Annotated in this window: 27 protein-coding genes and 1 tRNA gene; 14 read left to right on the top strand and 14 right to left on the bottom strand. The window is 58.6% G+C overall.

The window, feature by feature from the left end:
- The first annotated feature begins 14 nt into the window (after positions 1-14).
- Both BUA15_RS03630 and BUA15_RS03625 read left to right on the top strand, forming a co-directional pair.
- Complete coding sequence (locus BUA15_RS03630) at positions 15-1,640, top strand: SusD/RagB family nutrient-binding outer membrane lipoprotein (protein WP_072714626.1); 1,626 nt, start codon at positions 15-17, stop codon at positions 1,638-1,640.
- Between the two features lie 133 nt (positions 1,641-1,773).
- Positions 1,774-4,359 (top strand): family 20 glycosylhydrolase, encoded by a 2,586-nt coding sequence (locus BUA15_RS03625; protein ID WP_072714891.1) that lies wholly within the window; start codon positions 1,774-1,776, stop codon positions 4,357-4,359.
- Here BUA15_RS03625 and BUA15_RS03620 read toward each other — a convergent pair.
- The 10 genes from BUA15_RS03620 to BUA15_RS13580 all read right to left on the bottom strand — a co-directional run bounded on the left by BUA15_RS03620 (position 4,353) and on the right by BUA15_RS13580 (position 12,598).
- Positions 4,353-5,063, bottom strand: a complete 711-nt coding sequence (locus tag BUA15_RS03620; protein WP_072714625.1) for a type 1 glutamine amidotransferase — start codon at positions 5,061-5,063, stop codon at positions 4,353-4,355. The genes BUA15_RS03625 and BUA15_RS03620 overlap by 7 nt on opposite strands.
- Positions 5,064-5,225: 162 nt before the next feature.
- Positions 5,226-6,128: a ChaN family lipoprotein gene (locus tag BUA15_RS03615; RefSeq protein WP_072714624.1), complete on the bottom strand. Its 903-nt coding sequence runs from the start codon at positions 6,126-6,128 to the stop codon at positions 5,226-5,228.
- Entirely contained in the window at positions 6,125-7,639 is a 1,515-nt protein-coding gene (locus tag BUA15_RS03610) for a DEAD/DEAH box helicase (RefSeq protein WP_072714623.1), read from the bottom strand. The genes BUA15_RS03615 and BUA15_RS03610 overlap by 4 nt, the downstream gene beginning before the upstream one ends.
- A 93-nt stretch (positions 7,640-7,732) precedes the next feature.
- On the bottom strand, positions 7,733-8,482 hold the full coding sequence (gene fabG / locus BUA15_RS03605; RefSeq protein ID WP_072714622.1) for a 3-oxoacyl-[acyl-carrier-protein] reductase: 750 nt from the start codon (positions 8,480-8,482) through the stop codon (positions 7,733-7,735).
- 3 nt (positions 8,483-8,485) lie between these two features.
- Positions 8,486-9,445: an ACP S-malonyltransferase gene (fabD, locus tag BUA15_RS03600; protein ID WP_072714621.1), complete on the bottom strand. Its 960-nt coding sequence runs from the start codon at positions 9,443-9,445 to the stop codon at positions 8,486-8,488.
- Positions 9,446-9,450: 5 nt separating this feature from the next.
- Positions 9,451-10,491, bottom strand: a complete 1,041-nt coding sequence (locus BUA15_RS03595; RefSeq protein ID WP_072714620.1) for a beta-ketoacyl-ACP synthase III — start codon at positions 10,489-10,491, stop codon at positions 9,451-9,453.
- A gap of 24 nt (positions 10,492-10,515) precedes the next feature.
- Positions 10,516-11,523, bottom strand: a complete 1,008-nt coding sequence (plsX, locus tag BUA15_RS03590) for a phosphate acyltransferase PlsX (protein WP_072714619.1) — start codon at positions 11,521-11,523, stop codon at positions 10,516-10,518.
- Positions 11,524-11,629: 106 nt separating this feature from the next.
- Positions 11,630-11,827, bottom strand: coding sequence for a 50S ribosomal protein L32 (gene rpmF / locus BUA15_RS03585; protein ID WP_072714618.1), 198 nt, complete (start codon positions 11,825-11,827; stop codon positions 11,630-11,632).
- Between the two features lie 24 nt (positions 11,828-11,851).
- Positions 11,852-12,340 carry a YceD family protein gene (locus BUA15_RS03580; RefSeq protein WP_072714890.1) on the bottom strand — a complete coding sequence of 163 codons (489 nt, stop codon included), beginning with the start codon at positions 12,338-12,340 and terminating at the stop codon, positions 11,852-11,854.
- Between the two features lie 81 nt (positions 12,341-12,421).
- Positions 12,422-12,598 (bottom strand): zinc ribbon domain-containing protein, encoded by a 177-nt coding sequence (locus tag BUA15_RS13580; protein WP_072714617.1) that lies wholly within the window; start codon positions 12,596-12,598, stop codon positions 12,422-12,424.
- Positions 12,599-13,111: 513 nt separating this feature from the next.
- Here BUA15_RS13580 and dnaA point away from each other — a divergent pair.
- Together dnaA and dnaN are read left to right on the top strand one after the other, a co-directional pair.
- Complete coding sequence (dnaA, locus tag BUA15_RS03570) at positions 13,112-14,614, top strand: chromosomal replication initiator protein DnaA (protein WP_072714616.1); 1,503 nt, start codon at positions 13,112-13,114, stop codon at positions 14,612-14,614.
- 59 nt (positions 14,615-14,673) lie between these two features.
- On the top strand, positions 14,674-15,813 hold the full coding sequence (dnaN, locus tag BUA15_RS03565) for a DNA polymerase III subunit beta (RefSeq protein WP_072714615.1): 1,140 nt from the start codon (positions 14,674-14,676) through the stop codon (positions 15,811-15,813).
- Positions 15,814-15,815: 2 nt separating this feature from the next.
- Here dnaN and BUA15_RS03560 read toward each other — a convergent pair whose 3' ends face one another.
- Together BUA15_RS03560 and BUA15_RS03555 are read right to left on the bottom strand one after the other, a co-directional pair.
- Complete coding sequence (locus tag BUA15_RS03560; protein WP_072714614.1) at positions 15,816-16,814, bottom strand: tetratricopeptide repeat protein; 999 nt, start codon at positions 16,812-16,814, stop codon at positions 15,816-15,818.
- Between the two features lie 74 nt (positions 16,815-16,888).
- Positions 16,889-17,521 carry an RNA polymerase sigma factor gene (locus BUA15_RS03555; protein WP_072714613.1) on the bottom strand — a complete coding sequence of 211 codons (633 nt, stop codon included), beginning with the start codon at positions 17,519-17,521 and terminating at the stop codon, positions 16,889-16,891.
- Between the two features lie 235 nt (positions 17,522-17,756).
- Here BUA15_RS03555 and rplM point away from each other — a divergent pair, with 235 nt between their 5' ends.
- The 10 genes from rplM (at position 17,757) to coaBC (ending at position 24,964) form a co-directional block, all read left to right on the top strand.
- Positions 17,757-18,200, top strand: a complete 444-nt coding sequence (gene rplM / locus BUA15_RS03550; protein ID WP_072714612.1) for a 50S ribosomal protein L13 — start codon at positions 17,757-17,759, stop codon at positions 18,198-18,200.
- 20 nt (positions 18,201-18,220) lie between these two features.
- A complete protein-coding gene (gene rpsI, locus BUA15_RS03545; protein ID WP_072714889.1) occupies positions 18,221-18,622 on the top strand; it encodes a 30S ribosomal protein S9 in 402 nt (133 codons plus the stop codon).
- A gap of 114 nt (positions 18,623-18,736) precedes the next feature.
- On the top strand, positions 18,737-19,636 hold the full coding sequence (gene rpsB / locus BUA15_RS03540) for a 30S ribosomal protein S2 (protein WP_072714611.1): 900 nt from the start codon (positions 18,737-18,739) through the stop codon (positions 19,634-19,636).
- A gap of 29 nt (positions 19,637-19,665) precedes the next feature.
- On the top strand, positions 19,666-20,496 hold the full coding sequence (gene tsf, locus BUA15_RS03535) for a translation elongation factor Ts (protein WP_072714610.1): 831 nt from the start codon (positions 19,666-19,668) through the stop codon (positions 20,494-20,496).
- Between the two features lie 132 nt (positions 20,497-20,628).
- Entirely contained in the window at positions 20,629-21,414 is a 786-nt protein-coding gene (gene pyrH / locus BUA15_RS03530) for a UMP kinase (RefSeq protein WP_072714609.1), read from the top strand.
- A 37-nt stretch (positions 21,415-21,451) separates the two neighbouring features.
- On the top strand, positions 21,452-22,021 hold the full coding sequence (frr, locus tag BUA15_RS03525) for a ribosome recycling factor (RefSeq protein ID WP_178139382.1): 570 nt from the start codon (positions 21,452-21,454) through the stop codon (positions 22,019-22,021).
- A gap of 51 nt (positions 22,022-22,072) precedes the next feature.
- Positions 22,073-22,163, top strand: a tRNA-Ser gene (locus tag BUA15_RS03520).
- On the top strand, positions 22,136-23,122 hold the full coding sequence (locus tag BUA15_RS03515) for a YicC/YloC family endoribonuclease (RefSeq protein ID WP_245771904.1): 987 nt from the start codon (positions 22,136-22,138) through the stop codon (positions 23,120-23,122). Before BUA15_RS03520 ends, BUA15_RS03515 begins: the two co-directional genes overlap by 28 nt.
- Positions 23,123-23,125: 3 nt before the next feature.
- Positions 23,126-23,695 carry a guanylate kinase gene (gene gmk / locus BUA15_RS03510; protein WP_072714607.1) on the top strand — a complete coding sequence of 190 codons (570 nt, stop codon included), beginning with the start codon at positions 23,126-23,128 and terminating at the stop codon, positions 23,693-23,695.
- A gap of 12 nt (positions 23,696-23,707) precedes the next feature.
- Positions 23,708-24,964: a bifunctional phosphopantothenoylcysteine decarboxylase/phosphopantothenate--cysteine ligase CoaBC gene (gene coaBC, locus BUA15_RS03505; RefSeq protein ID WP_072714606.1), complete on the top strand. Its 1,257-nt coding sequence runs from the start codon at positions 23,708-23,710 to the stop codon at positions 24,962-24,964.
- Between the two features lie 52 nt (positions 24,965-25,016).
- On the opposite strand, the gene BUA15_RS03500 is transcribed toward coaBC, so the two are convergent.
- A complete protein-coding gene (locus BUA15_RS03500) occupies positions 25,017-25,469 on the bottom strand; it encodes an LTA synthase family protein (protein ID WP_143149560.1) in 453 nt (150 codons plus the stop codon).
- Between the two features lie 472 nt (positions 25,470-25,941).
- Positions 25,942-26,361 (bottom strand): hypothetical protein (locus BUA15_RS13785; RefSeq protein WP_218587560.1); only part of this gene is annotated, 420 nt, incomplete at its 5' end.

Below are 26,361 nucleotides of genomic sequence, written 5' to 3'. Positions count from 1 at the left end.
CGGTAGAGCAAACCATGTATCGCAATAAAGCCATGAACCGCACGCGCCTGCTGAGATGGCAGGAAAGCCTGCTTTTCCTGCTCGTTGCCGCGCTCGTTGCCTCGTGCGATGCGCTGAGCGACTTCGGCAACATGAACGTCGATCCCACGCAGGCTTCCACCATCGACCCCGGCATGCAGTTCACAACCCTCCAGTTATCCGCTGCCGGAACGCGCTACGAAACCTGGCGGGTTAACCTGATTTACGCCTCCGGGATCGTCCAACATCTGACTCAGACCTGGTGGGCCGGCGACAAATACACCTTCAATGAAGACTGGGCCACCTCCTTCTGGCGCAAAACCTACGGCGGCGCCCTGGGCGTAACCTGGCGCGCCGACGTTAAAAACCTCGAAGATCTGCTGGCCCGCCTCCGCCAAATGAAAGAAGAAGGTGAACCGGTAGACAACAAGATTGCAGCCACCCGTATTCTGCGGGTCTACATTTACCATCGCGTCACCGACACCTACGGCGACACACCTTACTTCGAAGCGGGCAAAGGCTTCTTAGAAGGAAACTACACGCCCCGTTACGACCCACAGCAGGAAATCTACATGGACATGCTGAAAGAACTGGAAGAAGCTGTTGCCCAGTTCGATCCCAACCAGCCCACCTACGGAAGCGCTGACCTGTTCTACGGCGGCGACATTACCAAATGGAAGAAGCTCGCCCACTCGCTTATGCTGCGGCTGGCCATGCGGCTGGTGAAGGTCGATCCCTCCACTGCCCAGCAATGGGCACTCAAGGCCCTTAACGGGGGCGTGATGGAAAGCAATGACGACATCGCTTACATCCAGCATCAGACCGGTCCCTGGGGTGGTCCGGCAGGGCTCAACACAAACGCCAACAGCGAGGTGCTCTCTGTCGACAATGCCAAGCTGGCCCAGACGTTCGTCGACTGGATGAAGGCCCATAACGACCCGCGGCTCCCCATTATCGGGGCAGTGATCAAAGATGGCCAGGTCATTACCGATCCGGCCGTCCAGAAAGGAATGCCCAGCGGCTACGACGCCAACACAATCCAGAACCATCCGAGCTGGACCGGCAAGCTGGAGGACTATTCGCGGGTCAATCCCCTGCTGACTGACCTGGACGACCCTATCTTCTTTGTGACTTATGCGCAGACAGCCCTGCTGCGGGCTGAGGCGGCGGTCCGCGGCTGGACCAGCGAAAATGCCGCAGCATTGTATGCCGAAGGCGTCCGAGCTGCCATGAAACAACTGTCGCTCTATGATGCAGGGGGCGCCGCCGACATCAGCGACGCCGCCATCGATGCCTACCTGGCAGCCAACCCGCTCAGCAGTGATCCCAACGAGGCGCTGCAGCAGATCAATGAACAATACTGGGCCGCTACGTTTCTCGACGGCATCGAGGCCTGGGCCAACTGGCGCCGCAGCGGCTATCCGGTACTGGAGCCGGCCCCTGTTGATGATCCCAACCCGTATCCGGGCAACGTAACCAATGGGCAGATTCCCCGGCGACTGACGTACCCCGTCGTCGAAGGCGTCCTGAATGCTGCTAACTATCAGGAGGCCCTCAGTCGCCAGGGACTCCGGGGCGACCCTAGCGACATGGCTGTGCCCGTCTGGTGGGATCGACCGTAACCCTCCCCCGGCCGGCCCCAAAGGCCCGCACGCGCTGAGCGGCGGGCCTTTTTACGCTTCCATCCAATAGCCCGCAGCTTTTTTCTGTTAGACGATGTTTCTTTCTGTAACCCATAACGCATGAATGGGCCCCATGGATATCCTTCGGAGTCTGCTGCTGACTGGCCTACTGCCCGCGCTGGTGCTCGCTCAGCATCCCTCACGCTTTACCATCTACTGGAGCGTGCTGACCAATCAAGACAATGGCCAGGCCCTGTGGGAACTAACGCTGGTCAACCAAGACACCGTAGCGCTCCCCGCTTCAGGTTGGACGCTCTACTTCAATTTTATGCGTCCAATTCTCCCCGAAAGCGCGCCCCCTTCCGTGCAGCTTACGCACCTCAACGGAGACTTCTACCGTCTCGACCCCACCGAGGCGTTCACGCCACTGCTGCCAGGCGCGCGTCGCACGCTGTCGTTTGCATCGCGAGGACCGCTGATTAAAGTGATGGACGCTCCCTCTGGCTTCTACTTTGTCTTTCGGGACTCCGCGGGAACCCCGCTGCCGCCTGTATCGGTCCGAGACGTGCGCGCGCTTCCCTTTGCGTCAGAGTTTCAAACGCGGCGACATCCTGCGGACCGCGTTCCCGTACCCACACCGGCCTGGCGCTATTACCAGAACGCTTCACTTCACCTGCTGCCCCCAGACAGCCTGATTCCCGTCGTCCCTACCCCCCGCCTTCTGGTGCACCAGCCAGGACACTGGACGCTCGATCGCTCAGCAACCATTGCCTACGAGCCGACACTGATCCAAGAAGCCACCTTCCTGGCCGATGCACTAGCACCGCTGCTGGGCACGCGACTTCGTTTAGAGGAAGGCGGCTTCTCAACCGCTACGATCCGTCTACGCCTTGGCGCCGTGCTACTACCGGAGGGGTCCACCCATGCTGAGGCCTACCATTTGAAAGTAGACCCCAACACCGGCATCACGATTACCGGTGCCGATGCGGCCGGCGTCTTCTACGGCATCCAGACGCTGCGCCAGCTCATCGATCCGGTCTTCTACAGACAATCTGCTGATACCATCCCAATTCCTGCTCTGGAAATCCGCGACGCCCCTCGGTTTAGCTACCGCGGTCTGCATCTTGATGTGGCCCGTAACTTTCAACCTAAAGAGGTGGTGCTTCGGCTTCTCGATCTGATGGCGCTCTACAAGCTGAATCGTTTTCACTTCCATCTGACCGACGATGAGGGCTGGCGCCTGGAAATCAGGGGCCTGCCAGAGCTAACCGAAATAGGTGGCTGCCGCGGCCATACTGAAACGGAACAGGATTGCCTGGTACCCTCGCACGGCTCTGGACCTGTTGCCGGCCAGCCCCCGGGAAGCGGCTTCTATAGCCGAGAAGACTTCCTCGAAATCTTGCGCTACGCCACCAGCCGGCATATCGAAGTCATCCCGGAAATCGACGTGCCCGGCCACGCCCGCGCAGCCATTAAAGCCATGGAAGCACGCTACGCGCGGCTAAAGGAAGCAGGCCGCCCTGAATCCGAAGCAGCTGCCTACCGACTGGTCGACCCGGCCGACACTTCTACTTATCGCTCTGTGCAGGGGTGGAACGATAACGTAATCAATGTCTGCCTGCCGTCTACCTACCGTTTCCTAGAAAAGGTAATCAGCGAGCTACAACAGCTCTACCAGGAGGCAGGCGCTCCGCTCCGCGTGGTGCATACAGGCGGCGACGAGGTGCCCCGCGGCGTCTGGACCGGCTCCCCTGCCTGCCAGGCTCTGATGCAGGCCGAAAACATCGAAGATCCAGCCGCACTGCAGGACTACTTTCTGGAACGTCTCCACCAGATGCTCACCCGCAAAGGATTGCGTCTGGCCGGCTGGGAAGAAGTCGGGCTAACGGCCGTCGACGAAAACGGTCGGCGCGTGCACCGCCCCCATCCGCGCTTTCGCGATCGAGGTTTTCTGATCTATGCCTGGAACAACATCTGGGGCAGTGGGGCCGAAGATCACGCTTACCGACTCGCCAACGCGGGCTATGATGTGGTGCTTTCGCTGGCCTCCAACCTCTATTTTGATCTGGCTTATTCCAAGCATCCTGAAGAAGGCGGTCTCTACTGGGCCGGGTTCGTGAGCACAGACGCCCCCTATCGGATGGAGCCTTTCCACCTGTTTCAGGGGCCAATCCAACACTGGCTCGGCCGCCCCTTACCCCCTGAAGCGTTTGCCCGTCACGAACGTCTGACGCTCCAGGGCCAATCCCACATTGTAGGCCTGCAGGGGCAACTCTGGGGCGAGACGCTCCGCACACCAGCCCGCGTCTTCTACATGGCTGTGCCCCGAATGCTCGCGCTGGCCGAACGCGCTTGGGCCAAACGTCCGGCCTGGAGTCAGATAGCCGATCCAGAACCCCGACAGCGAGCGTTGCAGAACGCCTGGAATGAATTTGCGAACCGACTGGGGCAGCGCGAGCTGCCTCGCCTGGATGCGCTATATCAGGGCACTGTGCCTTACCGCCTGCCTCCTCCGGGGGCCGTGATTGAAAATGGATATCTAAAGGCCAACGCTGCGCTTCCAGGCCTGACGATTCGCTACACGCTGGACGGAAGTGATCCCACAGCAACTTCTCCGCTATATACCGGACCGGTACTCCTTAAAGGCCACGGCGAAGTTCGCCTGCGCACTTTCGACACAACCGGCCGCGGAAGCCGCACGACACGCCTCGTCTACTGAGCTCCCAGCACCCGGTCGAGCAGCCGTTCCAGCACTTCGTGCAGTGGTCGGTACGCTTCGGCCGGGTGCTGCAGGAGCTCCTCCGGCGTTTGCACAAAAGCCGAGCGACTCCGGGCCGCTTCGAGCTCTGCCTGCCCGGCCTGCACGAGCGCACGCACGCTTGCTGGCGTCATTTCCAGATGAAACTGGAGCCCGAGCGCCTGGTCGTTCCAGACAAAGGCCTGGTGCGCACAGGCCGCGCTTTCCATAAGGTGCACGGCACCCGGTGGTAGCTCGAACGTATCGCCGTGCCAGTGAAACACGATAAGCTCATCAGGCACCTCTCTCATCAGCCGATGGCGGCGCCCCTGCGGCGTAAGCCGCACCGGAAACCACCCGATCTCAGGTTGCGGTCCGGGATAGACGCGCCCGCCCAGCACTTCAGCTAGCAGTTGCGCTCCCAGGCATACCCCTACCACCGGTCGGCCGGCCTGAAGTACAGCCTGCAAAAATGCCTTTTCATCACGAAGCCACGGATACCGATCCTCCTCATACACGCCCATCGGTCCTCCCATCACCACTACGCCTTCGACCGCCTCTGGGGCAGGCAGCGTTTCATCTGCGTAGAAGCGCGTAAACGACAGGCGATGCCCCCGCTGCTGCGCCCAATGGGCAATGTGCGCAGGTCCTTCAAAGGGAACGTGTTGCAGTACGTGCAGATGCATCCCTTAAGCCTCCTTTTACAGTCAAACATTTGGCTGCAGTAGTTCATTTGGCTGCAGTAGTTCTCTGCGCCGCAGACCTGCTTGCTTTAACTGCCCTCTGCATCCTGCGCTGCACGCCATGAGGGATAGTACGCAGCGTCAGGATCCCTGCTACCTGCCAAGTTACGGGCGAGCCGAGCTCTTTGGAGCCGGCGTCAGCCAGATAAAGTCACCCAGCCCCATATGTTGGGCCGGATCAAAGCGCAAGGGATCGGCAGCGGGCCGAAGCACGACCACCAGCATCCGCGTACCCGGTCGGTAGCGCTGCAACATTTCGGGCGTACCCATTCGCCCTTCGACATGAAAGGCTCCTGTTACGTGCACGATAAGTGCCTCGGGCTGTCGCATGAGATGCTCGGCCAGCGAATAGGCCATCGTAGCATCCCAGAGCGCCTGAGCCTGGAGCAAGTGTTCTACGTCAACCTGCATGCTGCCATGCGAAACGCCCCGCATCAAGGCCACAAAGCGGCGCCGATACAAATCCGACGGCTCAGGATAAGGCAGCGGTGGCAGATAGCCCCGTGCCTGCGGCGAGAGAGCTTCCAGCGCCTCACGTCCCAGACGGCGCACGCGGTTCACGTAGCGGCGGGGCGCATTGGCTGCCAGGATTACCCATCCGTGCGCTCGGGCAAACTCCACCAGCGGCCGATAGTCCCGCTTATAGTTTGGCCAGGGTCGGGCTGCATTTAAAAACTGCGTCTCCGGGATCAGCCCTTGTCGGTATTCGTCCAGCACGAGCTGCACGTCGCGCTCAAACATCTCCAGGGAAAGCACTAGCGGCCGCTGCTGGCCATAGCGTTCTTGAAGCGCCTCAAGCACGCGCAGTTGCCGCCGATGCGCCACCGTATCGTCATGCTGTTCGCCCAGGAAAACTACCTCGACAGCGCCAGCCGCTTCCAGCAACCGATCCCATGAAACCGGTTGACCATCGGCGGTAAACAGTCCGGGCTCAGCCTCTTGCGTCTGCGCCGCTGCTATTCCTGCGACGAACAGGAAACCCGTGATGAAAAGAATACAACGCTTCATGACTTTTTTCGCCGGGAACGCCGGCGCTTTTTCTGAAACGTGGTGTCTTTTTCCCTCGCAGCCTGCATGAGTTCCGGCTGAGGGCGAACGCCTGCACGGTACCCCTCCTGCACATATAACTCATCAACCAGCATAGCCAACAGCTCAGGTTCTTCCTGGGCCAACTGAGTAACGAGCGGGACAAAACGCGCCAGCCGTTCTCGGTCCAGACTGGTTCTTTCCCGGTAGCGATCTTCTAACAGGGCAACGGCGCGTTCGGCCACCCGTTCTGCCACAGTCTCAGGAGTCGGCAACGTTCTCCTTTCGAGTGGAATGTCGTACTGGCGCGCAATGGCCTGAAGCCGTGCTTCTTCCAGCGGCGTTACCAGCACAATCGTGATGCCTGTCTTTCCTACTCGCCCTGTGCGGCCCGACCGGTGCACGTAATACTCCGGGTCCTGCGGGACGTCGTACATGAATACATGACTCAGATCCGAAATATCAATGCCGCGTGCCGCCACGTCCGTGGCTATCAGGAGCCGAAGCTTTCCTTTCCGGAGCTGATCCATGATGCGCTCTCGCTGTTTCTGGGGCAGATCGCCTGTAATGGCATCTGCGTTGTAGCCGTAGTTCTTGAGAAACTGCCCCAGATACTCGACGTCCCGCTTCGTATTGGCAAAAATGATCGCCGATTCTGGATTTTCCAGTTCAATAAGTTGCACAAGTGCCCGGTCCTTTGCCATGGGCGGCACAATAAAATAGCGATGTTCGATGGTCTCGGCCGTGATCTGGTCTGCGCTGAGCGAGACAAAAGCAGGCTCTTTTAGAAACTCGCGCGCCAGCGCCTGTACGCGCGGGGGGATGGTGGCGCTGAACATTGAGGTGCTGCGCGTGGGCGGCAGGTACCGCTTGAGCTGACGCATAGCCGGATAAAATCCCATCGAAAGCATTTCATCAGCTTCATCGAAGACAAGCACCTTCAAAGCCGCTAGTCGGATCGCTCCCTGCTCGATGAGATCCAGCACGCGTCCGGGCGTGCCGACCACCACCTGGGCCCCCTGCGCCAGCGCTTTAAGCTGAGGCCCATACCGCACGCCCCCATAGACAGGCACGGCACGAAGCGATTGGGCCTCCTGCACGCCCGCCTTCATCCGCTCGAAGGTTTCAAAAATCTGCCTGGCCAGTTCGCGCGTCGGCGTCAGGATCAGCGCCTGCACCTGCGCCAGAGCAACATCCAGCCGTTCAAATAAGGGCAGTAGAAAAGCGCCTGTCTTGCCGGAACCGGTCTGTGACTGAACAATCACATCGCGTCCCGCCAGCAGAAAGGGAAGCGTTCGGCGCTGCACCGGCATCAGTTCGGTCCACCCCATCGCCCGAGCAGCCTGCTGCATCCGCTCCGGCAATTCCGCCAGCGAGACTTCGGGTAGTGGTTCCTCCCTTGCCCGCGCAGCAGCTTCTTGCTTTTTCTGCTGGGCGCGTCGGGTTAAGTCGATAACCGTGGTGTAAGACGAGCGAACCGGTTCTTCGGCCATTTTCCTGGTCCATAATGAACAAAACAGATGCGGCGGCCCGAGGCCGCCGTTGTGTTCCCAACGCCGAAGGGTGCCGGTTCGATCCGGTACCGTTTACATGGCCATTCCGCCGTCCACGTGCAGCACCTGTCCCGTAATGTAGCGGGCGGCTGGCGAGGCCAGAAACAGCACGGCCTGCGCCACATCTTCAGGTGTGCCCGGCCGCCCCAGTGGAATACTGCGCAGCATAGCCTCCCGGGCCTGCTCGGGCAGAGCAGCCGTCATATCGGTCTCAATATAGCCGGGCGCCACCACGTTCACCGTAATGCCCCGACTCCCGAGCTCCCGCGCCAGACTTTTCGAAAAGCCTATAATGCCCGCTTTAGAAGCTGCATAGTTCGTCTGGCCAGGATTACCGACAACGCCGACTACGGATGAGATGTTGATGATGCGGCCGCTACGCTGGCGCATCATGGGGCGGTAGACCTGCTTGCAGAAGTTGAACACGCTTTTCAGGTTAGCTGCCAGCACCGCATCCCAATCGGCCTCACTCATGCGGAGCAGGAGGTTGTCGCGCGTGATGCCTGCGTTGTTTACAAGCACATCAATTCGGCCCCATGCCTCCAGCACAGCGGCCACCACGCGTCCAGCGGCCTCAAAGTCGGCAGCGTCGGCCTGGAAATCCAGCACGTCGGTACCGTTTTGCGCAAGCTGTGCTCTAAGCGCCTCCGCTACGTGCCCGGCGCTGCGATAGGTGAAAGCAACGCGCGCTCCTGCCTGCGCAAAAGCCTCCACGATAGCACGGCCAATGCCGCGCGTGCCGCCCGTAACCAGCACGGATTGCCCGGAAAAGTCAAATGTCATAGCTCAAGATGTTTGCTGCAGCAGGGTTTCCAGTTCCTCGGCCGTTCCCGCAGTGCCTACCTGCACGTTGCGTCCCAGTGTGCGTCGCACCAGGCCTGTCAGCACATTGCCGGGCCCGACCTCCAGAAATGCCGTGATGCCGTCCGCCTGCATGCGATGCAGGATTTGCGTAAACCGTACCGGTGCCAGCATTTGCTCAGCAAGCCGGGCGCGAATCTCTTCGGGATCGGTAGTAGCTGCTGCCGTTACGTTCAAGTAGACAGGACAACGCGGCGCCTGCATTGGCACTTTAGCAATCGCCTCGGCCAGCCGTCGGCTGGCCTCCTCCATGAGTGGAGAGTGAAAGGCCCCGCTGACCGGCAGCATCACGACCCGCCGAGCCCCTCGCGCCCGCGCCTTCTCGGCTGCGCGTTCGACCGCCGCCACCTCGCCTGAGATAACTACCTGGCCCGGCGCATTGTAGTTAGCCGGCTGCACCAGGCCGCCTCCTTCGGCCTCTACATCACGGCACACGGCTTCGACCTCCTCATCGTCCAGTCCCAGAATGGCCGCCATGGTGCCGGGCTGCTTTCGGCCCGCTTCAGCCATGAGCTGTCCCCGCAAGCGCACCAGTCGCAATCCGTCTTCAAACGACAGGACGCCAGCCGCTGCCAGAGCGCTGTACTCGCCCAGGCTGTGGCCGGCTACTGCCTCGGGACGCTGACCGGCCGCCTCAAGGACGGCCACAGCAGCCAGGCTATGCACAAAAAGCGCGGGCTGCGTGATATCTGTCTGCGCCAGCGCTGCTGTAGCCGCCTGGGGATCCTCTGCGCGCGCGCCAAACATGTACGCCGTCAACGAAAACCCCAGCAACCGATCGGCCGCTTCCAGACGTGCCCGTGCTTCTGGGAACCGCTCCAGCAGGTCTTGCGCCATCCCCACCCGCTGGGATCCCTGTCCGGGGAACAGCCAGGCCTGTGCCATTGCGCTCAAGCGTTTACGACAGATGTTTCCGTGGTGGTCTCAGCGGCTACTGCCACCTGATCCCCGTCATAGGCCCATTTCAAATAGATGGCGCCCCAGGTAAAGCCGCCGCCGAAAGCAGCCAGGATCAGATTGTCGCCGCGCCGCAATTGCCGCTCCCAGTCATACAAGCAGAGCGGAATAGTAGCTGCGGTCGTGTTGCCATAGCGGTCGATGTTGACCATAACCTTATCGGCCGAAAGGCCCATGCGGCGGGCTGTTGCATCAATGATGCGGAAGTTAGCCTGGTGGGGCACCAGATAGCGGACGTCGTCGGCCGTCAGGTTATTGCGCTGCATAATTTCGACGGCCACCTGCGCCATGCCTTCGACGGCCAGCTTGAAGACCGACCGTCCCTCCTGATGGAGATAATGCATCTTTCGGTCCACCGTCTCATGAGTAGGCGGATTTAAGCTACCGCCTCCCAGCATGCAGAGCAATTCCCAGTTTCGGCCGTCGCAATATTCGACCGAATCGATCAGGCCACACTCGGGGTCAGGCTCCAGCAGCACTGCAGCAGCAGCATCGCCAAACAGAATACAGTTGTTGCGGTCCGTATAATCGGTGATTGTACTCATCTTGTCGGCCCCGATCACCAATACCCGCTCATGCTTTCCACTTTCGATAAAACGAGCGGCTGTCGACAGGGCGAACAGAAACCCACTACACGCGGCCGAAAAATCGAACCCCCAGGCGTTTCGTGCGCCCAGGTTGGCCTGCACCAGACAGGCCGTTGCCGGGAAGAACATGTCGGGCGTGACGGTCGCCACGATGATCAACTCAACCTCTTCTGGATCCATCCCCCGCTTTTGCAGGCACTCGCGGGCTGCCGCTGTTGCCATGTAGGAAGTGGCCTTTGTGGGATCCCGCAGGATACGCCGTTCCCGGATTCCGGTACGCGCGCGGATCCATTCGTCGCTTGTGTCAACCATTTGCTCCAAGTCGGCATTGGTCAGCCGATCTTCCGGCAGGAAATGGCCAACAGCGGTAATGGCTGCATACGGCATCGTTATTACACGTTGCTTCTGATTTCAGGCGGGATGAAAGGCCTCGGCAATGGAGCGTACAACGTCCTGCTCAACCAGTTCGGCCGCAGCCAGAATCATGCGGGCTATCGCCCGGGCCGAAGAACTGCCATGCCCGATCACGACCGCCCCATTGACTCCCAGCAGAGGCGCTCCACCGTACTCTTCGTAATCAAATCGGCGCAGCACGCCCCGAAGTAATCCCAGGACCTGTCGCTGCTGGACGGCATCTATGCCCCGCGCCTGCATTTCCTGGCGCAGCATTTCTACAAAAGCCGTTACCATACTTTCACCCACCTTCAACATCACATTGCCCACAAAGCCGTCACACACAACCACATCGGCCGCGTGGTGCATCAGGTCCCGGCCTTCTACATTACCCCGAAAGTTCAGATCGGGCGCCGCCTGCAGCAGTTCATAGGCTGCCTTGGTAAGCGCGTTGCCCTTGCCTGGCTCCTCGCCAACGTTCAACAGTCCGACAACTGGCCGCTCGACCTGCCAGACTCGCTCGACGAATACTACGCCCATTCGGGCAAATTGCAACAGATGCTCTGGCTTGCAGTCAACGTTTGTCCCGATGTCGAGCACCAGACAGCGCCCGCGTGTCGTAGGGAAAAAGCCGACCACCGAGGGGCGGGCTACTTCAGGCAGTCGTCCGAGAATGAAAAGCGCAGCCGCCATAACGGCCCCAGTGTTTCCGGCGCTGGCGAAGGCATCTGCCTCGCCCCGGGCAACTGCCTGTAATCCTAAATGAATCGAAGAGCGCAATTTGGTTTTAACAGCCGTCGCAGGCGACTCGGCCATGCCAATAACATCCGGCGCATCGCTGAGCAGCAAGCCTTCCCGTCCCAGTGCCCGGCGCTTTTCCAGTTCGGCCTCCACGATAGCCCGGGGACCGTAGAGTTGCACTTCCAGACGCTCGGGCGCTGCATCAAGCGCTTGCAGCGCCCCTTCCACGACCACCGCAGGCGCGGCGTCGCCTCCCATCGCATCGACGGCAACGCGTAGGGCCATGAGCGCTAATTGCCGGCTTTCTTTAAGGCACTACAGGAAGTCTACGTCTTGAGAAAGGAAAAAAACAAGCGGCCGCCCGAAAATCTCCCCGGGCGGCCCTTCTGGTTCAGGCAAACTCCTCCACATCGACCACTTTGCGCCCCCGGTAGTAGCCACACGAAGGGCAGGCGTGGTGCCGCAATTTCATGTTGCCACAGTTGGGGCACTCCATGAGCGGCAAGGGCGCCTCCACCAACCGCCGATAATAGACAGCCCGACGTTTCCGCGTGCGCGACTTTGAATGTCTCCGTTTCGGGTTAGCCATGACGCAAACGAATGGTTTGGGTTTTCAAAGATTTCGGAGTTTTCTCAGAGCTTCCCAGCGAGGATCTACGGGAGCATCTTCGGGCGCTGCCGGCGCGCCAAACTGGGTAGGAATCGGTATGGATTCAGCGCCTGGTTTTACCTTACGCATGGGAATCGCCAGCAGCAGCGTATCCCGCACCACGTCGGTCAGATCCACGAACCGATCCGAGGCGCGCAGCTCGCGAAATTCCTCCACATCATCTCGCCGCACCGTTGCCCCGGGAGGCGCATAGAATAGTGAGTAAGCGCCTTCAATGGACTGCTTGAACAGCTCCAGGGTGCGGTCGCACTCCAGCGTGGCTGTAGCCCCTGCCCAGAGCTGCACCAGCAGCCGACCGTCTTCGTAGGTAAGCTGTAGCTCTACGCGAATATCCTCAAACACTTGAGGGTCCAGGTCCAGCGCCTCCGCCGAGGGCGTCAGCTCCAGCCGCTGAAATCCTTCGCGCAGGGCGGCTAGTTCAATCCGCACCATGCTCCGTTCGGCTCCCATTCGTCCTGGCAACAGCCGCAAATCAACGAGACGAGCCCGAGGGAGTTCCGGCTTTGCCGCTTCTCACCGAAGGAGCCAGGCCAGTAGCGCATAGAGCCCGGAGCTCAGCAGCAGCAAGATCATAAGCCAGGCCACGACCCGCTGTCCGGGAGCAGCTGTCGGGAACTCATAGCCACAATAGGGGCAGACCGAGGCCTTTTCGTCTGCTACCGGCAACGCACAGGCAGGACACTCCCGCATGGCTGCTCGCGTTCGGTTTTAGGCGATCTTCGTTTTTGTCCACCAACTCGAAAGCGAGGACAGGGTTCAAGATTTTCAGACCCTAGACAGAAAGGTTCAGCATCGTGAAAATGTCCCGGACATCTTGAAGTTCAGCGCAACATGCCGTAGCATTTGAGCGGAGTTTTCGTTGTGGTAACGGGCGAGCCCTGATACCCACCGGAAGTGTGGATAACCTGTGGAAAACCTTCACCCTGGCTCCCCGACGCCTTGCTTCGCGCACCAAAATGCACCGACAGGGGTGCACTCTGTGCATTTTAACCAAAAGATAAAACAACAAACAATTGAAAATTATAGCTTTACACAAAAAGCGCTTTGTGGATAACCTGTGGAAAACAGCGAGGTGTCTGACCTGAACCCTGCTGTTTAATCGACGTGGAATGCACGGGTTGTGCATAACCTGTGCATAATTTCGGCGGACGTATCCCCAACCCGCCTGCACCAACCCGGCCACCGAAACGCCGACAACCCATTATGGAACGAACACCGGAGGCGGTCTGGCAGGCCTGTCTTGAGATCATCCGGGACAACGTCAATCGACAGAGTTATAAAACCTGGTTTGAGCCGATCAAGCCGGTCAGCCTGACCGAAGAAGAGGATCAGGTCAAGTTGACCGTTGAACTGCCAAGCCGCTTCTACTACGAGTGGCTGGAAGAGCACTACTATAGCCTGCTGCGGAAAACCATCACAAAAGTCCTGGGCCCGAAGGGTCGGCTTTTCTATAAGATTGTTATTGAGAAAGAAGATCCGCAGAGTGGCTTTGAAGGCCTCTCCGTTAAGATGCCCGCACATCCTCCGGAGACAGCGCCCCCCCCGCCTCCGCGCCCGCGCCCGACGGCCACCCCTCCTCCGGCTTCCGAGTCTTCTGTAGAAAACACCGAACAGGAACCGCCGGTACCGGCCAATCCGTTTGCCATTCCCGGGATTATTCGCAAAATCCAGGTTGACAGCCAGTTAGATCCAAAGTATACCTTCGAACGCTTCATCGAAGGAGACTGCAACCGTCTGGCCCGTAGCGCGGCGCTGGCCATTGCCCAACAGCCAGGTGCCACGAGCTTCAATCCATTTCTGGTCTATGGAGGCGTCGGGCTGGGGAAAACGCACCTGATTCAGGCCATTGGCAACTACGCCCGCCAGCACCACACGGCTGAAACCATCCGGTACGTCTCCAGCGAGCAGTTTACCAACGAGTTTGTGCAGGCCATCCAGCACAACCGCATCAATGAGTTCTCGCTTTTTTACCGACACATTGATCTGCTGATTGTCGACGATATTCAGTTCTTCGGCGGCAAAGAAAAAACGCAGGAAGAATTCTTTCACATTTTCAATGCGCTGCATCAGGGCGGCAAGCAGATTGTCCTCTCCGCCGACCGTCCGCCCCGAGATATTCCGGGGATCGAAGAGCGGCTGCTGTCTCGCTTTCAGTGGGGATTGATGGCGGACGTTCAACCACCAGATCTGGAAACGCGCATAGCTATTCTACGTCGCAAAGCTGAAGATGAAGGTATTGCCCTGAGCGACGATGTCATTGAGTTCATTGCCCATCACGTTAAAAGCAACTTCCGGGAACTGGAAGGCGCCCTGCTCCGACTGGTAGCCCATGCAGCCTACCATCGCCGAGAAATTGATCTGGCGCTTGCGCGCGAAGCGCTGCGCGACTTGATCAAAGAAAATCGGGTAACGCTGACCATCGAACAGATTCAGCAAATCGTCTGCGAATACTTCGACGTGGACCCTGATCTGGTCCGTTCCAAAACCCGGAAGCGTGAAATCGTCCAGGCGCGCCAGGTAGCGATGTACTTCTGCAAGCAGTTCACGCAGCACTCCCTGAAGTCTATCGGACTGCACTTTGGCGGGCGCGACCATTCCACAGTCATTCATGCCTGCCAGAGCGTGGAGAACCTGATGGAAACCGATCCAAAGTTTCGGGAAATAATAGAAGAGCTCCGGCACAAAATTTCGCTTTACAGTCGCTGAAGCATCGCTATCTTTCCTATATTCCAGCACTCCCCTGACAATCCGGTTGAAAGGAAGCCATGCGTTTTACCGTATCGAGCACGGACCTGCTGAAAGCTCTTACGGCCGTTGCGGGCGTTGTCCCTTCCAAGGCCACCATGCCTATCTTGGAGTGCATCTTATTTGAGGCGGAAGACCAGGCGCTGCGCCTGAGCGCAACCGACCTGGAGATCTCCATTGTCGAGCGCCTTCCGATCCAGCTAGAGCTTCAAAACGGAAAGGAGGGGGCGCGTCGTGTGGCCGTTCCGGCCCGGCGTCTGCTGGAGACGCTTCGGGCGCTGCCTGATTTGCCGGTCCAGTTCAGCGCCGACGAATCGTTCAACGTAACGCTGACTACCGACCAGGGGCACTACAAGATGGTTGGCTTTGATGGGGCCGACTATCCTGCGCTCCCAGAACTGGCAGAGGCCCACAGCCTGCCTGTCGATGCGGCGCTGCTGCGCCGCGCCATTCAGAAGACAGCCTTTGCCGTCAGCAAGGATACCTTGCGCCCGGCTATGATGGGCATCTTCTTCCAGGTGCTGCCCGAAGAAGGACGGGTTGTTGCCACCGACGGCCACCGGCTGGTCCGGCTTCGGTTGCGCGAGCTTGTCAGCGAAACGCCTCTGGAGTTCATCGTTCCGGAAAAGGCTACGGCACTGGTAGCCAAGCTGGCTGCGCAGCTCGATGGCACCTGCACAATTCGCGTGGACGAGCGCCACGTCGCCTTTGAGATGGGTCCTGCCCGCATCATTAGCCGATTGATCGACGAAGTGTATCCCAATTACGAAGCCGTCATTCCGGTTGAAAATGACCGACGTCTGGTAGTAGACCGTGACGCCTTTCTGTCGGCTGTTAAACGCGTAGGCCTTTATGCCTCCAGCACCACCAACCAGGTGCGGCTGACGCTGGAGCCGGATCATGTGGAAATTGCCGCGGAAGATATCGAACGGGCCAGTGAGGCGTATGAGCGCGTGCCCTGCGCTTACGATGGGGAACCGATGGTGATCGGCTTCAACGCAGGCTATCTGACAGAGGTATTGGGCAATGTGGACTCCGACGAGGTAGTGCTGGAGTTCAGCTCGCCCAATCGCGCCGGTGTAGTCATGCCGCACGAACAGGCAGAAGGAGAAGACCTGCTTATGCTGATTATGCCGGTGATGTTGAACACCTATGCCTGATTCTAGCAACGAGCCGGCGTCTCCAGACACTGAAGACGCGTCAGCAGACGCTGAGCCTCTTCGGTATACGGTCCTTCAGCGGCAGCTATCTTTTGCAGCACTTCGCGTGCCCCCTCTACGTTATGCTGGAGCATGCGAACCTTGGCCAACAGAAAGTGTGCTTCCTGGCGAAGGGGTGAAGAGGGCGGCTCAGCTTCCACAACGGCTACCAGCAACGACTCAGCGCGGGCTAACCGTGCTGCGTCGTAGCGGGGAAACAGTCCCAGAAAAGAAGAGTAGGCTGCCCGGATCTGCTGAAGTGCCTCCTGATAGGTTTCTGTCTGGGCCGAAAGCGCCTCGCCCCGGTAGTGCTCCACGGCAAGGTGTGCCGGCGCGATAAACCCTAGCTGCTCCAGCTCAGAGCGAGAGACCCGGCTCCACCAGAACAGCCCTCCATAGATCACCGAGAGCACCACGACGACAAAGGCGCCGCGCTCCACCCAGCGCCAGATAGTCTGGCGCCGCAATGGCCGAGCTGACCGGTCTCCTGCTCCGGTGCACCTTGACGCTGGCGGGCGCAAAACGCGTGCGCCGGTGGCCTCCTCAACCGCCTCCACTGAGGCTTCTTCTGACAACGTACGTCCGGTAAGCTGTTCAAAGTGCACCCGGGCATCGAACGTGCGGGCAAGCGCTTCTACCTGTTGGGCGACTTCCTCACAGCGCTGGCGAAGGGCGGCGTCGGCCTCAAGTTGCGCCTCTAGCTGCGCAAAAAAGGTGGCCAGCGCTGAAGGAAGCGGGTGCGGAGACAGTCGACGGGTAATCAGATAGAACGCCAATAATTCTTTTGACATGGGATCCTCCGGCGTAACACGCACCGATTGCAGAAGCGGTGCAATGGATTGCACAGCGTCTAGCAACTCCCTCCATTCGGGAGCGCGACGCGCTTCCTCGAGCACCTGTTGCTGCTCCTCCGCAGAAAGCCACGGAAAACGCAAAATTTTATCCCCTAAGGTCTGGTTCATTCCCCTAAATGATGCTGGTTCTCTGCTTTTTATTATTAAGAACCCAAAAGGAGTGTTTTGTTACCTCTGCAATTCTAAAGAAACTCTTGTAACCTCGGATCTTCTCGCAGGCGTCGAAAAGCCCGGCTCAGATACACCCGCACCGTACCTGGCGATCTGTTGAGTCGCTGGCTGATCTCGGTGTAAGAAAGCCCTTGCAGCAAAGCCAGACGGGCCACCTCACGCAAAAATTCGGGAAGGCGCTCAATAGCGGCTGCAACCAGCGGGAGCAGCCGCGCCAGATCGTGGCGTTCCAGATGCGCTTCTACTTCCGGTTCCTCAAAAGGCGAATCGTCTGGCATAGGCTGGGGCCGTCGCCGCACGCTCCGCAGGTAATTCAAAAAAGCGTTGCGGCACGACGTCCCTACCCAACTCACAAAACGCTCCGGCTCACGCACCGAGTCGAGCTGGCTGCGAAGCCGCAAAAACGTGTCACCAATAAGCTGCTCCAGCTCTACCTCCGATAGATGAGGCTCCCGGATCGCTCGGATAAAAAAGTATCGCCCTACAAAACAGTAAAGCCACAGCTCTAACTGCGCATAATCCGCCGCCTGACGAAACGCCCGCCAGCGCTCATACAGGGCCAGCACTGCGGCTTGATCGTCTATATGAAAGGGCAACCGTGCCGCCAGCGCATCCAGCCCCCCTAAGTCAGAATAGACGGCCATCTTAACCTTGCTGCCTGCTCTATGTAAAAGCTAAGCATTGTTCCGTCAAGAATAAAGGAAGAATCATTACCCCCCAAAACCATTTGGCTCCATAGGCGTGAGAGGCCGTGCCTTGAGGCACAAGCACGCTACTTGACACACGCGCTCTGAAACCCTAAATTTGGCGGCTACGTTTCTTGAGCATAGACGTCCGGGAAAAACCGGACGTTTTTATTGGCTTTTGCCCGAAAGCGCCATGGATGTCAACAGCTACAAAACGTACAGCGCCAAGCCTGGAGAAGTCAGGCGCACCTGGTACATAATTGATGCCGAAGGTCAGGTGCTGGGCCGGTTGGCTTCGCGGATTGCTACCATCCTGCGAGGCAAGCATAAGCCCACATACACGCCGCACGTGGACATGGGGGACTTCGTGATTGTCATTAATGCCGAGAAGGTGCGCCTGACCGGTAAAAAGGAATTGCAGAAACAGTACTTCCACCACTCTGGGTATCCCGGTGGCGTGCGTTTGCGCACGCCGGCCGACATGCGCAAGCGTCGCCCGGAATTTCTGATTGAGCATGCGGTCAAGGGCATGCTCCCCAAAGGACCGCTCGGGCGGCGCATGCTGCGCAAACTGAAGGTGTACGCCGGTCCTTCCCACCCCCATGGAGCCCAGAAACCTATTGAACTCACGTTGTAATTGAGGCCTGTGCGCGCATGATGGCTACAGCAACCTTAACCCAGTGGATTGCGGTTGGTCGCCGAAAGACGGCCGTTGCGCGGGTTTACTTGCGTCCAGGCAGCGGTCAGATCACCGTGAACCGCCGCCCCTTTGAAGAATACTTCCCGCTGGAGTGGCGCCGCAAAGTGATCCTGGCGCCCTTTGAAGTGACGGGAACGATGGGACAATTTGACGTGCTCGTTAACGTGAAGGGCGGCGGCCTGACCGGACAGGCGGAGGCGATCCGCCACGGCATTGCCCGGGCGCTTGTTGCCTATAATCCAGAATTTCGCAAGCCGCTGCGTGATGCTGGCTACCTGACGCGGGACCCGCGGATGGTCGAGCGCAAGAAGTACGGCCAGCCGAAAGCCCGCAAACGGTTCCAGTTCTCGAAGCGGTAATACGTTTCATTATACGTTCCATCACCCATACCTCCCGATGTCCGGTCGGGTGGTCGCCGCAAGGCGGCTAAGCCGGACAGAAGACGGAGGTAGCGGCCTAACCCGAATCCAGCCATGAGTGAACACGAAACGCAGCCGGTTTCTGAAACCGAAGCATCGACGGCCAGCGAAACAACCGCTGAAGCCTCCGAAGTCCCGGCCGAAACGCCGGCCTCCACCGAAACCCAACCCGCACACCGCGTCTCTATCGAGGAGCTGCTCAAGGCAGGGGCCCATTTTGGCCACCTGACCAGTCGGTGGAACCCTAAGATGCGCCCCTTTATTTTCATGGAGCGCAACGGAATCCACATCATTGACCTGGTGCAGACGCAGCAGCTCCTCGACCGCGCGGCTGCTGCAGCTTCCCGCTTTGCCCGGCAGGGCAAAAAGATCCTGTTTGTCGGCACTAAGAAGCAGGCGCGCGACATCGTCCGCAAATACGCGGAGGCCTGCGGGCAACCCTACGTCGTCGAACGCTGGCTGGGCGGGACGCTGACCAATTTCCAGACCATCCGCCTGAGCATTCGCCGCATGGAGGAGCTGGCCCGAATGGAAGAAGAGGGCATTCTGGACCAGCTCAAGAAAAAAGAGCGGCTGATGAAACGCCGCGAGCGAGAAAAGCTGGAGCGAACGCTCGGCGGTATTGCGCAGATGGCAAAGCTCCCAGGCGCGCTGTTCATTGTCGATGTGGTGCGCGAGCATATCGCCGTCAGTGAAGCGCGCAAGCTGGGCATTCCTATTATTGCAATCGTCGATACCAACGCCGACCCAGAACTGATCGACTACCCGATCCCGGCCAACGACGACGCCGTCCGCTCTATTGAGCTGATCACCTCGGTGATCGCCAACGCCATCACGGAAGGCATCAAACAGCGTGAACAGGAAGAGGCGGCCCGTAAGGCCGCGCGAGAAAAGCGGACGGCCGATGCAGAAACCAAGGAAACACGCAGCAGACGTCGCAAAAAGGGCTCCTGATTACTGAACATAAAAGATCGACATAAACCATGGCCATCTCTGCTCAGGATGTAAAACGACTCCGGGAAATGACCGGAGTCGGGATGATGGACTGTAAACGGGCGCTGGAAGAAGCGGGCGGCGACTTCGAGGCCGCGATTGAAATCCTGCGCAAAAAAGGGCAGAAAGTTGCCGCCAAACGCGCACACCGCGAAGCCAAAGAAGGTCTTGTTATTACCGCCGTCCGGGAAGACGGCCGCGCTGGGGCCATCGTGGAGGTCAACTGCGAAACCGATTTCGTAGCTCGCAACGAGGAATTTGCCTCGTTTGCGAAGCAGGTAGCCCAATTGATTCTGGACGTCCAACCGGCAGATCTGGAAACGCTGCTGAAGCTGAAGCTACCCGACGGGCGCACCGTCGAAGAAGCCCTTATTGACCTGACCGGCAAAATTGGCGAAAAAATTGTCATCCGACGTTTTGAGGTGCTGACGACCGACAGCGGCCAGATCATTTCCTACGTTCACCCGGGCTCCCGGCTGGCTGTGCTGGTCGAAGTTGTCGGGGATGGTCAGCTCGAAACAGCCGGCCGGGACGTGGCCATGCAGGTGGCGGCCATGAACCCCATTGCGGTGCGCCGCGAAGAAGTGCCCGAGGAAGTGCGCCAGAAAGAGCTGGAAATCGCCCGTGAGGCCGCCCGCAGTGAGGGGAAACCGGATCATATTATCGACCGCATTGCCCAGGGCAAGCTGGAGCGCTTCTATAAAGATCATGTGCTGCTGGAGCAGGCCTTCATCAAGGATGCGGCTATCACGGTGCAGGAACGTCTCCAGCAGGCCGGCATTGACGTGCGGTGCTTCATTCGGTATGCCCTGGGCGAATAATACGTAGCAGCACGGCAAGCCCGAGCCTTACGGTTCGGGCTTTTTTGTAACCGGACGGCTCCTTTTCTTCCATTAGGGCGTTGAAACCCTGCCTGAAAGGGCCTACTTTTCACAAGCAAGACCCTCCGAATCATGGCAGGCGAATCGGACACATCGAATAATGGACGGCGCCCCCGCTACCGGCGCATTCTGCTCAAATTGAGCGGCGAGGCCCTGATGGGCCAGAAACCCTACGGCATCGACTGGCACGTGTTGGAAACCTACGCGCAGGAAATCCGCCAGGTAGTTGCCCTGGGCGTCTCCGTAGGCATTGTGATCGGTGGTGGCAATATCTTTCGGGGGGTGCAGAACGCCTCGCGTGGAATGAAACGCGCCCATGCCGACTACATGGGCATGCTGGCCACCATGATCAATGCCATGGCGCTGCAGGATGCCCTGGAACAGGCCGGCCTCGACACGCGCCTGCAATCCAGCATCAAGATGGAGCAAATCGCAGAGCCGTTTATCCGCCGCCGGGCTATCCGGCACCTGGAAAAAGGCCGGGTGGTTATCTTTGGAGCCGGCACAGGCAACCCGTACTTCACCACCGATACGGCGGCCGCCCTCCGCGCGCTGGAAATCGAGGCGGATGTGCTGCTCAAGGGCACCCGGGTCGATGGCGTCTATTCGGCAGACCCGGAACGCGACCCCAACGCCCGCCTGTTTACTTCCATCCATGGACGGGAAGTAATCCAGCGGGATCTCCGCGTGATGGATATGACGGCTTTCACGCTATGCCGGGAAGCAGGGCTCCCCATTATCGTGTTTAACATGAACAAACCTGGCAACCTGCTACGCGTGGTCTGCGGCGAGCCGGTCGGTACGCTGGTCTACTGGACTGAAACCCCGCCTTCGCTGACCGAAACAGCTCCCACTTAATCGCGACAACCAACCCGAGAGCGGTACCATGGTGGCCATACCAAACGAACACCTGCAACTGATTCTGGACGACGCGCGCGAGCATATGGAAAAATCGCTCGCGCATCTGCGCACGGAGCTGGCCGCTCTCCGGGCCGGACGCGCCTCGCCGGCCATGCTCGAAGACGTACGCGTCGAGTACTACGGCACAATGACGCCGCTACTGCAACTGGCCAGCATTACGGCCCCCCAGCCTGACTTGCTCATTGTGCAACCCTGGGATCGCTCGGCACTGGGTGCTATCGAACGAGCTATTATCAATGCAAACCTGGGCCTGAACCCCTCGAACGACGGCAACATCATCCGCATTCCCATTCCCCCCCTCTCTGAAGAGCGGCGCAAAGAACTGGTCCGTGCTGCCCGAATTCGAGCTGAAGAAGCCCGGGTGGCCATTCGAAATATCCGACGCCACGCCAAAGATCACATCAAGAAAGCCAAAGAAGAAGAGCACCTGCCCGAAGACCTGTGCCACACGGCGGAAGAAGAACTGCAAAAGCTAACCGATACCTACATTGGAAAAGTCAATCAACTGCTGGAGCGTAAGGAAGCCGAAATCATGGAAGTCTGACGGTTGGCCCGGAACTCCCGGCCGACCGAGGCCATAAAGTAAAACGCTTGCGGAGAGGTGCCCGAGCGGTCGAAGGGGCACGCCTGGAGAGCGTGTGTACCGTTCACCGGTACCGTGGGTTCGAATCCCACCCTCTCCGCCACGCAGGCCGGGTTGCCCATCACGCAAGGCAATCCGGCTTTTTTCTTTGAAACGCATGAAACGCAATCGACCTTTGCTGCTATGATCACCAGTATGACGGGCTTCGGGCGCGGCCAGGCGGAACAGGATGGCTTCAGCGCCACCGTCGAGCTACGCTCGGTCAACAACCGCTATCTGGACGTCTCAGTACGTCTCCCGCGTCTTGCCACGCTCTACGAACCCGACGTTCTGGCCGCTATTCGCCAGGCCTTCAGCCGCGGCCGCATCACGGCACAGGTCGATCTGAGATTGCCTCCGGAAGCAGGCCTGCTTCCCCGCCTGAACCTCCAGGTCGCCCGGCAGTATCTGACCCAATTGGAGGCGTTGCGCGCAGAAACCGGCCTGCACGATCCCATTCGTCTCGAACACCTGCTGGCGCTACCCGATCTGTTTGAAAAGCCAGACCTGCCCGAAGAGGACGACCGCATTCGCCAGGTACTCATGACAGCGCTTCAGCAAGCTATTGAAGCCCTGCAGGCTACGCGTCGCCAGGAAGGAGCTTTGCTCCAGGCCGATCTGGAAGCCCGCCTGGAAACCATCGCCCGCCACCTGGAAGCCATCGAAGCCCGCGCTCCCCAACGTCTGGTCGAAGCCCGCGAAAAACTGCGCGCCCGCGTGCAGGAGCTGCTTCGGGATGACCAGATCGACCCGGATCGGCTCGAACTCGAAATCGTGCTGCTGGCCGACCGACTCGACATCACCGAAGAATGTGTCCGTCTACGGGCTCACCTGCAACATTTCCGCGAAGCCCTTCAGGCCCAGGAACCCAGCGGCCGGCGTCTGAACTTTCTGACCCAGGAGCTGCACCGGGAGGCCAACACCATCAGCGCTAAAGCCAACGACGCCACCATCGCGCTGCTGGCTGTCCAGATCAAAGAAGAAGTCGAAAAAATCCGCGAGCAGATTCAGAACATTGAGTAGCCCATGCCGGAACCCCGAATCGTCATCCTGACCGCACCCAGCGGGGCCGGCAAAACCACGCTGGCCCGTCGCCTGCAGGAAGCGCTGCCCCAGCTTCGCTTCTCCGTGTCGGCTACGACCCGCCCGCCCCGACCCGGCGAGCGACATGGCATCGATTACTACTTTCTGTCTGAGGAGGCTTTCCGCAAGCTGATCGAACAGGATGCGCTGATCGAGTACGAAGAAGTATATCCTGGCCGTTTTTACGGCACCCTCCGCCGAGAAATCGAGACGGCCAGCCGCACCCATCCGGTGCTGCTCGACATTGACGTCAAAGGGGCGCTGCGCGTCAAGCAGCAGTTTGGCGACGAAGCCTTCGCCATCTTCGTGCGGCCTCCTTCCCTGGAAACGCTGGCCGAACGCCTGCGCAACCGAGGCACCGAAGACGAAACCACGCTGCGCCAGCGGCTGGAACGCGCCCGCATGGAGCTTGCGCTGGCCGACCGCTTCGACGCCGTGGTCGTCAATGACGACCTGGAACGCGCCGCAACCGAAACCCTCCATCTGGTGCGCTCGTTTCTCGAACGGCCCTAACCCCCCATTCCCATGGCCCTGGAGACCCACGTTTCGCTCGAAAGCCGCCACCTGCTACTGGGCGTGACCGGAAGCATTGCGGCCTATAAAGCGGCCGAGCTGGTCCGGCTCCTCAAAAAAGCCGGTGCCGAAGTGCAGATTATCATGACCCCCGATGCTACCCGGTTCATCACGCCGCTGACGCTCGGCACCCTCTCCGAACGCGAAGTGCTCATCGATCTTTTTCCAGAAAACGAACCCGGCTCCTGGACCAAACACGTGCACCTGGGCCGCTGGGCCGACCTGGCCATCGTCGCTCCGGCTACAGCCCAGACTCTGGCCCGGCTGGCCCACGGATTCTGTGACACAATGCTGAGCGCCACGTTGCTTTCGGCGCGGTGCCCGGTGCTGCTCTGCCCGGCTATGGACCATGACATGTACCACCACCCCGCTACTCAGCAAAATCTGGAGCAACTGCGCCGCTATGGCTACGAGATTCTGCCGCCCGAATTTGGAGCGCTGGCCAGCGGCCTGGTAGGCGACGGCCGCCTGCCCGATCCCGAGCGCATCGTCGCCCACATCGCGGCCCTGCTTCGACGACAGGCTTCCCTGACAGGCAAGCATGTGCTGGTCACGGCCGGTCCCACCCGGGAGATGATCGATCCCGTGCGCTGCCTGACGAATCCCGCCACCGGTACGATGGGCTTTGCGCTGGCTCGGGCGGCTGCTCGACGGGGAGCCCAGGTGACGCTCATCAGTGGCCCTACATGGCTCCCCACCCCCCCCGGCGTCACGCGCATCGACGTTACCTCGGCGCAGGAAATGTATGAGGCCACGCTCCAGCACGCCCCGACGGCCGACTTTATCTTTATGGCTGCCGCCGTGGCCGACTATACGCCGGTGGAAACCGCCCCATCCAAGCTTAAAAAAACCGACGACGAACTGGTGCTGCGGCTGCGCCGCACGCCCGACATTCTGGCGGAGCTGGGCCGTCGCCGCCGCCCCGATCAGGTGCTCGTGGGCTTCGCTCTGGAAACCGACAATGCCCTGGCCAATGCCCGCAACAAACTCCGCCACAAAAACCTGGACTGGATCGCCCTGAATCGCCTGAATGAGCCCGGCGCCGGCTTTGGCACCGGCACCAATCGTCTGACGCTACTCCATCGAAGCGGCCACCAGGAAGAACTGCCGCTCTTGCCCAAAGACGAAGCCGCCGAAGTCCTGCTGGACCGCGTGCTGACCCGGTATGCCGACTCGAATGCCGAAAAAGCCGCCACCCAATCTGTCTGACGCACACCAGCTCACATCTTTTGCACCAGCCCCGTCGAAACAGGAAATTATGTTACTCCTTGCTTACCCCCTTCCATAAAAGATAAACAATCATATAAGATGACCCTGACAATATAGCGAAAGCGATTGTCAAAAGAATAAGATCTTCTCCAATCTTAACTACTTCAGCGATGTTCTCCAGATCTCCAAATATTAGATAAAATAACGCAATTAGAATCATAAATGTAATAAATAAAAGATGAGGGTATACATAGACCGCTCTTTCTCTTTTTATCTCTTTCCAAAGTGCTTCTAAATAAGCCTTTACCGCTAAAAAGCCAATGAGCAGAAAAGTTGATGTTTCTATGGAAGAAAAAATTACTCTGATAATCTCAGATAGATCTATCCCTTCCGACAGGTAGGAAAACATTGTTCTTATCAAAGTCAAAATCAAAATCATCTTAATCCATGCAGAAATAAACCAAGAAGGTGGTACCTCAACAATGTTCTGTTTTACTCTGATCATAGCTTGTTTCTCCATTTTATTGGATCTCTATCAAATCCTGGCAGGCACGAGCGTAATATTCATTTCCCCTACAATTAGTATAATTTTCGCGACACCAACGGCTAAAGTCTACCCGGTACTCGTTTGCAGTATCTAAAAGCCAGAGCACAACGCCCAGTGACATTCCCGGCGCAATACCAATGAGACAGCCCGCAACAGGACCTGTAAGTCCACTCAAAAGTGCCGCTCCAATACCGCAACCCTCTACAGCTCCCTCAAGCATGCTCTCGAGCGCCCCTTCCACGGTCCGATCATCTCCAATCTGCGGCATGCTGTTGAGCTCACACGTCGCATTCTGCTGCGCCAGCCGAAGCCAACCGCTTCCACCCAGCATACCCCAACACGCCATGCCCCCGCTACAACCCGCCTCGTTCAATAACGCCCGAACCACCGACCCAAACGCCTCTACCCATGCACTGCACCTCAGGCTCTTTTAATGTGCTGATTCCATCCGTTTTTGTATTCGATAAACAAGACAAAATGCCAAGAAAAACATAATAAATATTATGGCAAAAAGTGTAATTGATATAATTGTATAATCTGCAGACAATATATGTGTGATTCGAATAATAAAAAACAAAATACTCCAAAAATAATAAGTGGTTATGGTAGACCAGAATAAAACATCTTTGTTTGAATTTAAAGCTAAATCAATCTTTTTTGTAAGTGCAGCTATAATTAATAATTCAAATGATATAAAGAAAGAAACGATTCTTGCTGTGTATAATGGACGGATTAGAATATGCATAATATCTCTTCTATCCTCATACAATAAACCATTAAGCATTCCATAGATTCCTGCAATGAGAATAAATACCAGAGTAATGCGAAGCACATATCTATTGGAGAAAAC

Source organism: Rhodothermus profundi (genome assembly GCF_900142415.1).
Classification (GTDB): Bacteria; Bacteroidota; Rhodothermia; order Rhodothermales; family Rhodothermaceae; genus Rhodothermus; species Rhodothermus profundi.
Note: the sequence above shows the minus strand (reverse complement) of the source record. Positions and strands in the feature narration are given on the sequence as shown.